Raw genomic sequence first — 11979 nt, 5'->3', positions numbered from 1 at the left:
ATGAACGATGCTATCAATCCCGTAGCGGGACCCGAAGACACCGCAGGCGATGCGCCTGCAACCGGGCCGCAGCACTGCGGCCTCATCGCCATCGTCGGCAAGCCCAACGTGGGCAAGTCGACGCTGCTCAATGCGCTGGTCGGCCAGAAGATCAGCATCACCTCGCGCAAGGCGCAAACCACGCGCCACCGCATCACCGGCATGCGCACGCTGGGCGCCACGCAGTTCGTGTTCGTCGACACGCCGGGTTTCCAGACCCTGCATGCCAACGCGCTGAACAAGTCGCTCAACAAGACCGTGCAGGGCGCGGTCGGCGACGTGGACCTGATTCTTTTCGTGGTCGAGGCGGGCAGCTTCACGCCGGCCGACGAGCGCGTGCTCAAGCTGCTCGGCAAGGGCATCCCGACGGTGCTGCTGGCCAACAAGCTCGACAACGTGCACCGCCGCGGCGACATCGCGCCCTGGCTGCAGACCATGCAGGAGAAGCACAGCTTCGCCGAGTTCGTGCCGATGTCGGCCAAGAACGCCAAGGACGTCGAGCGCCTGTTCGACATCTGCAAGAAGTACCTGCCGGAGCAGCCCTGGTTCTATGACGAAGACGAGCTCACCGACCGCAGCGAGAAATTCCTCGCGGGCGAACTGGTGCGCGAAAAGCTGTTCCGCCTGACCGGCGACGAGCTGCCCTACACCTCGACCGTCATCATCGACAAGTTCGAGGAAGAGCCGCCCCAGAAGAAGGGCCAGAAGCGCCTGCTGCGCATCGCCGCCACCATCGTGGTCGAGCGCGACGGCCACAAGGCCATGGTGATCGGCGACAAGGGCGAGCGCATCAAGCGCATCGGCATGGAAACCCGCGTGGAGCTGGAGAAGCTGGCCGATGCCAAGGTGTTCCTCGAACTGTGGGTGAAGGTGCGCTCGGGCTGGGCCGACGACGAAGCCCGGGTCCGTTCGTTCGGCTACGAATAACAGACAGGCAAACCCCCAGGCTCGCTCGCTTCGCGTAGCCGCCAACCCCCTTGCAGGGGGCAACGCCAGTGGCCCGGCAAAGCCGGTTCCGCGGCGTTTGCCGGCCTCAAGCCTCGATGCTCCTTAGCGCACTGACATGGCCACCCACCGCGTTTCGCACGAACCGGCTTATGTGCTCCACCGCTACGACTGGAGCGAGTCGAGCCTGATCCTCGAGGTCTTCACCCGGCACCACGGGCGCATCGCGCTGGTGGCGAAGGGGGCGAAGCGGCCGAGTTCCAATTTCCGGCCCGTGCTGCTGCCGCTTCAGCCGCTGCAGCTCAACTACGGCGGCGACGCCGAGATCCGCACGCTCAAGGGCGCCGAGTGGATGGGCGGCCACGTCATGCCGACCGGCGAGGCGCTGCTGTCGGGCTACTACGTCAACGAACTGCTGCTGCGCCTGCTGGCGCGCGACGATGCTCACGAAGCGCTGTTCGACGCCTATGCGGGCGTGGTGCAGGTGCTGGCGGGCGACCACGCCGGCGCCCAGGCGGCCACCCATGCGGCCGCGCTGCGCGCCTTCGAACTGCTGCTGCTGCGCGGGGTCGGGCTGCTGCCGTCGCTCGAGGTCCAGACCCTGACGCTGGAGCCGCTCGTGGCCGACACCCGCTACAGCCTCGTGCCCGAGGCCGGCCTGCGCCAGGCGGACGGCAAGGAGGCCGCGCTGGCCGGCGCCGACTGGCAGGCCTTGCAGTCGGTGCTCGACGACCGCGCCCCGTTCACCGCCACGCTGCGCGAAGTGGCCACCATGAACGCCGGCAGCAACAGCGCCCTGCGGAACCAGCTGCGCGCCTTGCTCAACTACCATTGCGGCGTGTCCACGCTGCGCACGCGGCAAATGATGAGAGATCTGCAAGCACTATGAGCACCTCAGGCAACGTCACCTCGCTGTCCGTCAACCTCAACAAGGTGGCCCTGGTCCGCAACACGCGCCACTTGGGCATCCCGAGCGTGGTCAAGGCCGCGCAGGCGTGCCTGGCCGCCGGGGCGCAGGGCATCACCGTGCACCCCCGCCCGGATGCCCGTCACATCCGCGCGCACGACGTGAGCGACCTGTCCGAGCTGCTCGCCAGGGACTGGCCCGCCATCGAGTTCAACATCGAAGGCAACCCGTTCCAGAACCTGATGGACTTCGTGCGCACGCTGAAGCCGCACCAGGCCACCTTCGTGCCCGACAGCGAAACCCAGTCGACCAGCGACCACGGCTGGACCTTCCCCGACGATGCCGAGCGCCTGCGCCCGCTGATCGCCGAGGCCAAGTCGCTGGGCGTGCGCGTCAGCCTGTTCATGGACCCGATTCCCGAGATGATGGCCGCCGTCAAGGCCGTGGGCGCCGACCGCGTCGAGCTCTACACCGAAGGCTATGCCGCCTCGCGCGGTACGCCCGACGAGCAGGCCGTGCTCCAGCGCTATGCCGACACGGCGCGCGCGGCCCATGCCGCGGGCCTGGGCATCAACGCCGGGCACGACCTGAGCCGCGACAACCTGACTGCATTCCTGCGCGCGGTGCCCGGCGTGCTGGAGGTGTCGATCGGCCATGCCTTCGTGGCCGACGCCCTCGAACTCGGCTATGCCGCCACCACCCACGACTACCTGCGATGCATCAGCGAGGCGCAGCAATGAGCGCCGGCGCCGAATGATCTACGGCATTGGCACCGACATCTGCGACCTGCGGCGCATCACCGCGACCTTCGAGCGCCAGGGCGAGCGTTTCGCCCGCAAGGTGCTGAGCGACGCCGAGTTCGCGGTCTGGAAGGCCCGCAGCGCGCGCTGGCCCAAGCGCGGCATCAGCTACCTCGCGACCCGCTTTTCCGCCAAGGAGGCTTTCAGCAAGGCGATCGGCATGGGCATGCGCATGCCCATGAGCTGGCGCCTGTGCGAGATCGCCAACCTGCCCAGCGGCAAGCCGGTCATCGTGCTGCACGGCGGCCTTAAGGACTGGTTCGAGGCACAAGGGCTCACGGCCCACGTGACCGTGACCGACGAAAACGAATACGCCGCGAGCTTCGTGGTGGTGGAGAAGGTATGACCCCCGAGCTTGCTGCTCGCCCCCATGCGCCGCTGATCATCGACGTGGCCGCGACCGAACTCGACGCGGCGGACCGCCGGCGCCTTGCCAACCCGCTGGTCGGCGGCGTGATCCATTTCTCCCGCAATTGGCAGGACCGGGCGCAGATGACCGCGCTCAATGCCGAGATCAAGGCGATCCGCCCCGACCTGCTGATCTGCGTCGACCACGAAGGCGGCCGCGTGCAGCGCTTTCGCACCGACGGCTTCACGCGACTGCCGTCGATGCGCGTCCTGGGCGAACTGTGGATGCGCGACGCCATGCGCGCCACGCAGGCCGCGACGGCTGCCGGCCAGGTGCTCGCGGCCGAGCTGCGCGCCTGCGGCGTCGATTTCAGCTTCGCGCCCGTGCTCGACCTGGACCACGGCGGCAGCGGCGTGATCGGCGACCGCAGTTTCCACCGCGACCCGCGCGTGGTGGCGCTGCTGGCCAAGAGCGTCATGCACGGCATGCTGCAAAAGGGCATGCGCAACTGCGGCAAGCATTTTCCGGGGCACGGCTTCGTCACGGCCGATTCGCACGTCGAGATCCCGGTCGACAAGCGCAGCCTCAAGGACATCCTGAACGACGACGCGCGGCCCTACGACTGGCTGGCCGGCACGCTCACCGCCGTGATGCCGGCGCACGTGATCTACCCCAAGGTCGACAAGCGGCCGGCGGGGTTCTCGTCGAAGTGGCTCAAGGCGGTGCTGCGCCAGCGCTTCGCCTTCGGCGGCGCGGTCTTCAGCGACGACCTGAGCATGGAAGCGGGGCGCTACATCGACGGCGAACTGCTGAGCTACACCGACGCCGCGCTGGCGGCGCTGGCGGCGGGCTGCGACGTGGCGCTGCTGTGCAACCAGAGCATCGGCGACGGACTGGTGCTCGACCAATTCCTCGATGGCTTCGAGGCGGCTTCGCGCAACGGGCAATGGCGGCCGGATGCGGCGAGCGAGGCACGCAGGCTCGCGTTGCTGCCGCAAGAGGCCGCGCCCGACTGGGACACGCTTTCCGCGTCGCGCACTCACCGCGATGCGCTGCGCCTGCTGGCGGCCGTCTGAGCCGAGCGCTCTTTTTCTTCAGGCGGCCGGGGGGCGCCAGAGCCGTTCCCCGCCCGTCTCCAGATGGGTCAGGTACAGCCGCAGGTCGAATTCGAGCTGCTGGTACTCCGGCTCCATGTGCATGCACAGCGCATAGAAAGCCTTGTCGTGCTCGCGCTCCTTCATGTGGGCGAGTTCGTGCACGACGATCATGCGCAGCCAGGGAAGCGGCACGTCCTTGAACAGGCTGGCCACGCGGATCTCGCGCTTGGCCTTGAGCTTGCCGCCCTGCACGCGGGACACGGTGGTGTGCGTGCCCAGCGCGTTACGTATCACGTGCAGCTTGCTGTCGAACATCACCTTGGACAGCGGCTCGGCCTTGCGCATGAAGTCGCTCTTGAGCTCGCTCACGTAGCCGTACAGCGCGCGGTCGGTCTGGATGTCGTGCGAGCCTTCGGGGTAGCGCTTGAGCAGCAGGCCGGCGAGCCGGTCTTCGGCCATCAGCTGGCGGACCTGGTCCAGCAGGGGTGCCGGATAGCCCGCCAGGTATTTCATCAGCGTGCCGCGCGTCCGGTGCGCGCCACGCAGGCCAGGCCGGTGGCGACACCGCCGAACAGGTCGCCTTCGACCAGGTTCACGCCCGCGAAGCTCTTGCGCAGCGCATGCTGGAACGGCCGCAGGGCGGACGAGCCGCCGGTCAGGTAGATCGCGTCGAGGTCGCCGCTGCGAAGGCCCGCGCGCTTGACGCAGGCGTGGGCGCAGGCGATCACGTTCTCGAGCGGGCCGGCCAGCTGTTGCGCCATGTCGGCGGGAGACAGCGAAGCCACCAGGCCGCGCTCGGCGCAATCGAGGTCGATGGCGGTTTCCGCATCGGTGACGGAGGCATCGATCTTGGCCGCTTCCACGGCGCTGGCGATGCGGTGGCCGTGCCGTTCTTCCAGCACGTTCATGAGGCGGTCGTGCAGCCGCGTGTCGCTGTAGCTGGTGCGCAGCTCCTTGGCCTGGCGCACCGCCTTGGCGGCGTAGAGCCAGTTGATCAGGTGCCAGGACGACAGCTCGAAGAACACCTTGCTCGGCACCTCGCGCCCTTGCGGGCCGTGGTGGCGAAAGCCGAAATGCGGCATCACGCGCTCAAGGTTCAGGCGCTGGTCGAAGTCGGTGCCGCCGATGTGCACGCCGCTGGTGGCCAGCACGTCGTCGCCGCGGTCCTCGCGCGCGGCGCGGTCGGGGCCCACGCGCACCACGGTGAAGTCCGAGGTGCCGCCGCCGATGTCGACGATGAGCACGATCGATTCCTTGGCGATGCGCTGCTCGTAGTCGAAGGCTGCGGCGATCGGCTCGAGCTGGAAGGCGATTTCGCGGAAGCCCGCCGCACGCGCCGCGACGCGCAGGCTTTCCTCGGCGCGCTCGTCGCGCTTCGGATCGTCGTCCACGAAGTGCACGGGCCGCCCGATCACGACGCGCTCGGGCAACTGGCCCAGCTCGCGGCTGGCACGCACTGCCAGCTCGCGCAGGAAGCGCGCGATGATGTCCTCGAAGCTCACGAGACCGTCGTAGATGGCGGTCTTCTCCTGCATCAGCGCGCTGCCCAGCAGGCTCTTGAGCGAGCGCATCAGCCGGCCTTCGGTGCCCGAGAGGTACTGCGCGATGGCATCGCGGCCGAAGTGCGTGGTGCGGTCTTCCGAGTTGAAGAAGATCGCGGTCGGCAGCGTGGTGGCCGCGCCTTCGATCGGCAGCAGGCGGGCGACGCCATCGACCCGGCAGGCCACGGCGGAGTTGGAGGTGCCGAAGTCGATGCCGATCGTCGGCAGCGACGACGGTGACGACACGCTCAAGATTCCCTGCGCAGGGCGGGGAACAGGATCACGTCGCGGATGCTCGGCGAATCGGTCAGCAGCATCATCAGCCGGTCGATGCCGATGCCGCAGCCGCCGGTGGGCGGCATGCCGTATTCGAGCGCGCGCACGAAGTCGTGGTCGTAGTACATGGCTTCGTCGTCGCCGCCGTCCTTGGCCGCGACCTGCGCGTTGAAGCGCGCGGCCTGGTCCTCGGCGTCGTTCAGCTCGCTGAAGCCGTTGCCGAACTCGCGGCCGGTGATGTAGAGCTCGAAGCGCTCGGTGACTTCGGGGCGCTCGTCGTTGGCGCGGGCCAGCGGCGAGATCTCGGTCGGGTGCTCCATGATGAAGGTCGGCTGCCAGAGCTTCTCTTCGACGGTTTCCTCGAAGTACATCACCTGCAGGCTGGCCAGGCTGCGCTGCGAGAGCTTGTCCTTTTCTTCGCTCAGGCCGATCTTGCGCAGGGCGGCGATGAGCCAGGCGGTGTCGTCCACGCCCTGGGCCACGCCTTCGGCATCGGTGTGCTTCAGGATGGCTTCGCGGATCGTCAGGCGCTCGAAGGGCTGGGTCAGGTCGACCGGCTTGCCCTGGTAGGTGAGCTGCTGCGTGCCCACGGCCTTGTCTGCGATGGTGCGGATCAGCGTCTCGGTGAAGTCCATCAGGTCGCGGTAGTTCCAGTAGGCCGCGTAGAACTCCATCATCGTGAACTCGGGGTTGTGCCGCACCGAGATGCCCTCGTTGCGGTAGCTCCGGTTGATTTCGAACACGCGCTCGAAGCCGCCGACGATCAGGCGCTTGAGGTACAGCTCGGGCGCGATGCGCAGGAACATTTCCTGGTCGAGCGCGTTGTGGTGCGTCTTGAAGGGCTTGGCGTTGGCGCCGCCCGGAATGGGGTGGAGCATGGGCGTCTCGACTTCGAGGAAGTCGTTGGCCACCATGAACTCGCGCAGCGCGCTCACGGCCTTGCTGCGCGCGGTGAAGCGCACGCGCGCCGACTCGTCGGTGATCAGGTCGACATAGCGCTGGCGGTACTTCTGTTCCTGGTCGGCCATGCCGTGGAACTTGTCGGGCAGCGGGCGCAGGCTCTTGGTGAGCAGGCGCAGCCGGATGACCTTGACCGACAGCTCGCCGGTCTTGGTCTTCATCAGCGTGCCTTCGGCGCCGACGATGTCGCCCAGGTCCCAGCGCTTGAATTCGGCATAGGCCTCTTCGCCCACCGCGTCGCGCGTGACGTAGAGCTGGATGCGGCTGGTGGCGTCCTGCAGCGTTGCGAAGCTGGCCTTGCCCATGACGCGCTTGAGCATCATCCGGCCCGCCACGCTCACGGCAACGGCTTGCGCCTCGAGGACTTCGGCTTCGGTGGCGCCATGTGCCTCGACGAGTGCCGCGGCGCGGTGGCCGGGCTTGAAGTCGTTCGGGAACGCAACGCCTTTGCCCTCGACCTGCGCGGTGCGCAGCAGCTTGAGTTTTTCGCGGCGTTCGGCGATGAGCTGGTTTTCGTCGACGGCGGGCGTGGGAGGCGTAGGGGTCTTTTGATCGGACATGGGAGGCGGGTGGCGCGCAACCGGGAGCGTGCGCGGGGCTGGCATTTTAGCCCATCGGGTTTGAACCGAGACCGCTCCTGAATGCCCGTCAATCCTGCACAAAGTGCTACAAAAAATGTAGCTGCCCCATGCGATGCCTGTTCAGCGCGGCCTACTCGGTGATGCCCGTGCGCGCCAGCAGATCGCTCACCAGCTCCAGCCGCATCAACGGACTGTCGAGCTCCATCAGCCGCTGGCGCAGCTCCAGCTGCATTGGCACCAGCTCGCACCAGCGGTTGGCGACCCAGCCGCAGTCGTCGAGCCGGTAGGGTGTGCCGATAGGCAGCCGCACCGATTCGCCTTGCGCGCGGCGCCGTTCTTCCAGCGTGTCGAGCAGCCGCTGCAACGCGGTGGCGGTGTGCCTGAGGTCGTCCGGGATCTCCAGCGCGACGTCGTCGTTCACCGCCTCGACCTCGGCCACCCAGAGCCCGTGCTTCTGCAGCTCGGCATGGCGCACGCGGAATCGCTGCGTGCCGATGCACTCGATCTGCAGCAGGCCGCTTTGCGGCGACTCGAACTCGCGGATCATGGCCAGCGTGCCGATGCCGGCAAAGCTCTCGGTGTCGGCGCCGGCCTTGCGCACTTCGCTGCCGCTGGTGAGGCTCACCACGCCGAAGGGCGCATCGGCCTTGCGGCACTTGCCGATCATGTCGAGATAGCGCACCTCGAAGATTCGCAGCGGAAGCAGGCCGCCCGGAAACAGAACCGTGCCGAGCGGGAACAATGGCAGTGAATGCAAAAGGGGTTGTGTCGTCATCGAAGAGCCTTGCGTGGCTATCATCGCATTCCGCTCACGGCTGCGCCTCATGCTCTATCAGATTCCCTCGTTCCTTCTCGACGTGATCGTCGGCCTGCTCGGCGGCGCCTGCCTGCTGCGCCTTTACATGCAGTACCACCGGGTGCCTTTCGGCAATCCGCTCGGACGCTTCATCTTCGCCATCACCGACTGGATCGTGCTTCCGCTGCGGCGCATCGTGCCGCCTGTGAAGCGCTGGGACCTGGCGAGCCTGATCGCGGCGTGGCTGCTGGTGCTGATGAAGTTCCTGCTGCTCTGGCTGCTGATCGGCAACCTCGGACGGATCGCGACCTTGCCGCTGGTTTCGCTGGTGGGGCTGATGCAGCTGGCGGTCTCGGGGCTGACGGCGCTGCTGGTGGTCTATGCCGTGCTGTCGTGGATTCCGGGCGCGTCGCCGATGCTGCTCGACCTCATCTCCCGCCTGGCCGAGCCGCTGGTGCGGCCATTCCGGCGCTTCATTCCGCTGATCGGCGGCATCGACCTGTCGCCGCTGGCGGCCATCGTGGTGCTGCAGGTGATTGCCATCGTGCTGAGCAACCTGCTGGTGTTTGCCTATCAGCTGACGTTCTGAACCAGGCCAACTGAAAAGGGCCCGGGTGCGATGCACCCGGGCCCTTGTGTTTTGGACGCCTGCCTGTGTCAGCTGACCGCGTCGGCCGGCTGGCGCAGAAGCATCGCCAGCGTGCTGGCAATGGTCTTGCGCAGTTCGCGGCGGTCGCTGATGAAGTCGATCGCGCCCTTGGTCTGCAGGAACTCGGCGCGCTGGAAGCCTTCGGGCAGCGTCACGCGCACGGTCGATTCGATCACGCGCGGGCCGGCAAAGCCGATCAGCGCCTTGGGCTCGGCGATCACCACGTCGCCCACGAAGGCGAAGCCTGCCGACACGCCGCCCATGGTCGGGTCGGTCAGCACGCTGATGTAGGGCAGGCCCTTCTTCGCCAGGCGCGTGAGCGCGGCGTTGGTCTTGGCCATCTGCATCAGCGAAAGCAGGCCTTCCTGCATGCGCGCGCCGCCGGTGGCGGTGAAGCAGATGAAGGGCACCTTCTGCTCGATGGCGGTCTCGACGCCGCGCACGAAGCGCTCGCCGACCACGCTGCCCATGGAGCCGCCCATGAATTCGAATTCGAAGCAGGCCACGACCACGCTGATGCTGTGCACCGAGCCGCCCATGACGACCAGCGCGTCGGTCTCGCCGGTGTTTTCCAGGGCTTCCTTCAGGCGCTCGGGGTACTTGCGGCTGTCCTTGAACTTCAGGGCGTCGACCGGCAGCACTTCCTGGCCGACCTCGTAGCGGCCCTCGGCATCGAGGAACGCGTCCAAGCGCGCGCGGGCGCCGATGCGATGGTGGTGGCTGCAGCTCGGGCAGACGTTCTGGTTGTGCTCGAGGTCGGTCTTGTACAGAACGGTCTCGCAGGCGGGGCATTTGATCCACAGGCCCTCGGGCACCTGGCGGCGCTCGGACGGGTCGGTTTGCGCGATCTTGGCGGGTAGCAGTTTTTCAAGCCAGCTCATCAGGGGCTCCTTGTGTTGGCGGTGATTATCGACCAGCCGCGTTCTTGGCCGTCGCGGCGGGCAGCGCGTCGAGCGCCTCGCGGATGCCCGCGAGGAATTCACGCACGGCCGGCACGACCTTGTCGCGGGGCTGGTCTTCGATGAGTTGAATGATCTTGGTGCCGATGATGACCGCGTCGGCGGCCGATCCGACCGCCTGCGCGGTGCGGGCGTCGCGGATGCCGAAGCCCACGCCGACCGGAATGCCCACGTGCTGGCGGATGCGCGGAATCATCTGGCCGACCGCTTCGGCGTCGAGGTGGCCGGCGCCCGTCACGCCCTTGAGCGACACGTAGTAGACGTAGCCGCTGGCGATGCGCGCGACCTGGGCCATGCGCTCGTCGGTGCTGGTGGGGGCGAGCAGGAAGATCAGGTCGATGCCGGCGGCCTTGAGGTCGGCGGCAAAGGCTTCGCATTCCTCGGGCGGGTAGTCGACGACCAGCAGGCCGTCCACGCCGGCCGCGGCCGCGTCGCGGATGAAGGCCTTCTTGCCGTGCACCAGGTCGTAGCGCTCGACCGGGTTCGCATAGCCCATCAGCACCACGGGCGTGGTCGCGTCCTTCTGGCGGAAGGCGGCCACGATGGCCAGCACCTGCTTCATGCCGACGCCCAGCGCCAGCGCGGCCTCGCCGGCCTTCTGGATCACGGGGCCGTCGGCCATCGGGTCGGAGAAGGGCACGCCGAGTTCGATCACGTCGGCGCCGGCCTCGACCATGCCGTGCATCAGCTCGGGCGTGATGTCGGCAAAGGGAAAGCCCGCCGTGACGTACGGCACGAGGGCGCGGCGGCCGTCTTTTTTCAGCGCTGCGAAGGTTGCTGCAATGCGGCTCATCACTTGCCTCCCTTCACGCTCAGGCCGCGCATCGAGGGGCGGTCGTAGAAGTCGACGCCCGACAGGTCGGCCACCGTGCCGATGTCCTTGTCGCCACGGCCCGAGAGATTCACCAGGATGGATTGGTCCGGGCGCATGGTCTTGGCGAGCTTCATCGCATGTGCCACGGCGTGGCTGGATTCGAGCGCGGGAATGATGCCTTCCGTGCGGCACAGGTAGTGGAAGGCGTCGAGCGCTTCCTTGTCGGTGACGCCGACGTACTCGGCACGGCCGATGTCCGCCAGGTAGGCGTGCTCGGGGCCGACGCCGGGATAGTCGAGGCCCGCGCTGATGCTGTGGGTCTCGGTGATCTGGCCGTCTTCGTTCTGCAGCAGGTAGGTGCGGTTGCCGTGCAGCACGCCGGGGCTGCCACGCAGGATGGAAGCCGAGTGCTTGCCGCTGTCGAGCCCTTCGCCCGCCGCCTCCACGCCGATCAGGCGCGTGCCCGCGAACGGAATGTAGGGGTGGAAGATGCCCATCGCATTGCTGCCGCCGCCCACGCAGGCGACCACCACGTCGGGCTGCCTGCCCTCGGCCTCGCCGGTGATGCCGTCGGCGGCCAGCATGGCCGGCATCTGCTCGATGCACTCGGTGCCGATCACGCTCTGGAAGTCGCGCACCATGGTCGGGTAGGGGTGCGGGCCGGCGACGGTGCCGATGATGTAGAAGGTGTTTTCCACGTTGGTGACCCAGTCGCGCATGGCCTCGTTGAGCGCGTCCTTCAGCGTCTTGCTGCCGGATTCGACGGGCACCACGGTCGCGCCGAGCAGGTTCATGCGGTAGACGTTCGGGCTCTGGCGCTTCACGTCCTGGCTGCCCATGTAGACCACGCATTCGAGGCCGTAGCGCGCGCAGATGGTGGCCGTGGCCACGCCGTGCTGGCCGGCGCCGGTCTCGGCGATGACGCGGGGCTTGCCCATGCGCCGGGCGAGCATCGCCTGGCCGATCACGTTGTTGATCTTGTGCGCGCCGGTGTGGTTGAGGTCTTCGCGTTTCAGGTAGATCTGCGCGCCGCCCATTTCACGGCTGGTGCGCGCCGCGTGGTAGACCGGCGAGGGGCGGCCGACGAAGTGCTTCAGCTCGTAGTGGAATTCGGCGAGAAAGGCCGGGTCGTCCTTGAACTTCGCATACGCGTCGCGCAGTTCGTTGATCGCGTGGGTGAGCGTTTCGCTCGCGAAGGTGCCGCCGTAGTTGCCGAAATGGCCGGTGGCATCGGGTTGCTGGTAATCCTGGAATTGGCTTTGCATG

At 67.5% G+C, this 11979-nt stretch carries 13 protein-coding genes; 6 read left to right on the top strand and 7 right to left on the bottom strand.

The genetic code is table 11. From position 1 onward, the window contains the following. The 5 genes from era to nagZ all read left to right on the top strand — a co-directional run bounded on the left by era (position 1) and on the right by nagZ (position 4116). On the top strand, positions 1 to 966 hold the full coding sequence (gene era / locus QRN67_RS13155; protein ID WP_081271192.1) for a GTPase Era: 966 nt from the start codon (positions 1 to 3) through the stop codon (positions 964 to 966). A gap of 136 nt (positions 967 to 1102) precedes the next feature. Next, a complete protein-coding gene (gene recO / locus QRN67_RS13150; protein WP_081271191.1) occupies positions 1103 to 1873 on the top strand; it encodes a DNA repair protein RecO in 771 nt (256 codons plus the stop codon). After that, the gene (locus QRN67_RS13145) at positions 1870 to 2631 is read left to right on the top strand and encodes a pyridoxine 5'-phosphate synthase (protein WP_285412105.1); all 762 of its coding nucleotides are present in this window, start codon (positions 1870 to 1872) and stop codon (positions 2629 to 2631) included. Before recO ends, QRN67_RS13145 begins: the two co-directional genes overlap by 4 nt. Positions 2632 to 2644: 13 nt before the next feature. After that, entirely contained in the window at positions 2645 to 3037 is a 393-nt protein-coding gene (gene acpS / locus QRN67_RS13140; RefSeq protein ID WP_081271189.1) for a holo-ACP synthase, read from the top strand. Continuing rightward, positions 3034 to 4116, top strand: coding sequence for a beta-N-acetylhexosaminidase (gene nagZ, locus QRN67_RS13135; RefSeq protein WP_285412104.1), 1083 nt, complete (start codon positions 3034 to 3036; stop codon positions 4114 to 4116). Before acpS ends, nagZ begins: the two co-directional genes overlap by 4 nt. Positions 4117 to 4134: 18 nt before the next feature. Here nagZ and QRN67_RS13130 read toward each other — a convergent pair whose 3' ends face one another. The 4 genes from QRN67_RS13130 to QRN67_RS13115 form a co-directional block, all read right to left on the bottom strand. Next, positions 4135 to 4650 carry a YgjP-like metallopeptidase domain-containing protein gene (locus QRN67_RS13130; RefSeq protein WP_081271187.1) on the bottom strand — a complete coding sequence of 172 codons (516 nt, stop codon included), beginning with the start codon at positions 4648 to 4650 and terminating at the stop codon, positions 4135 to 4137. Next, on the bottom strand, positions 4650 to 5924 hold the full coding sequence (locus QRN67_RS13125; protein ID WP_285412103.1) for an Hsp70 family protein: 1275 nt from the start codon (positions 5922 to 5924) through the stop codon (positions 4650 to 4652). The genes QRN67_RS13130 and QRN67_RS13125 overlap by 1 nt, the downstream gene beginning before the upstream one ends. A gap of 2 nt (positions 5925 to 5926) precedes the next feature. Continuing rightward, the gene (gene lysS, locus QRN67_RS13120) at positions 5927 to 7474 is read right to left on the bottom strand and encodes a lysine--tRNA ligase (RefSeq protein WP_285412102.1); all 1548 of its coding nucleotides are present in this window, start codon (positions 7472 to 7474) and stop codon (positions 5927 to 5929) included. Positions 7475 to 7625: 151 nt separating this feature from the next. After that, complete coding sequence (locus QRN67_RS13115) at positions 7626 to 8270, bottom strand: LON peptidase substrate-binding domain-containing protein (RefSeq protein ID WP_234382732.1); 645 nt, start codon at positions 8268 to 8270, stop codon at positions 7626 to 7628. Between the two features lie 49 nt (positions 8271 to 8319). Here QRN67_RS13115 and QRN67_RS13110 point away from each other — a divergent pair, with 49 nt between their 5' ends. Next, on the top strand, positions 8320 to 8880 hold the full coding sequence (locus QRN67_RS13110) for a YggT family protein (RefSeq protein ID WP_081271184.1): 561 nt from the start codon (positions 8320 to 8322) through the stop codon (positions 8878 to 8880). A gap of 68 nt (positions 8881 to 8948) precedes the next feature. Here the strand turns inward: QRN67_RS13110 and accD are convergent, their stop codons facing one another. From accD to trpB, 3 genes are read right to left on the bottom strand one after another with little or no spacing between them, the layout of a single operon-like run. Next, the gene (gene accD / locus QRN67_RS13105; protein WP_012746558.1) at positions 8949 to 9821 is read right to left on the bottom strand and encodes an acetyl-CoA carboxylase, carboxyltransferase subunit beta; all 873 of its coding nucleotides are present in this window, start codon (positions 9819 to 9821) and stop codon (positions 8949 to 8951) included. 25 nt (positions 9822 to 9846) lie between these two features. Further along, positions 9847 to 10692, bottom strand: a complete 846-nt coding sequence (trpA, locus tag QRN67_RS13100; RefSeq protein WP_285412101.1) for a tryptophan synthase subunit alpha — start codon at positions 10690 to 10692, stop codon at positions 9847 to 9849. Continuing rightward, positions 10692 to 11978, bottom strand: a complete 1287-nt coding sequence (gene trpB, locus QRN67_RS13095; RefSeq protein ID WP_081271182.1) for a tryptophan synthase subunit beta — start codon at positions 11976 to 11978, stop codon at positions 10692 to 10694. Before trpB ends, trpA begins: the two co-directional genes overlap by 1 nt. Position 11979: the final 1 nt, after the last annotated feature.

Origin of the sequence: Variovorax sp. efr-133-TYG-130, from assembly GCF_030208835.1 — a bacterium.
Taxonomy (GTDB): Bacteria; Pseudomonadota; Gammaproteobacteria; order Burkholderiales; family Burkholderiaceae_C; genus Variovorax.
The sequence above is the reverse complement of the archived record's forward strand: the minus strand, read 5'-3'. Positions and strand labels throughout refer to the sequence as shown.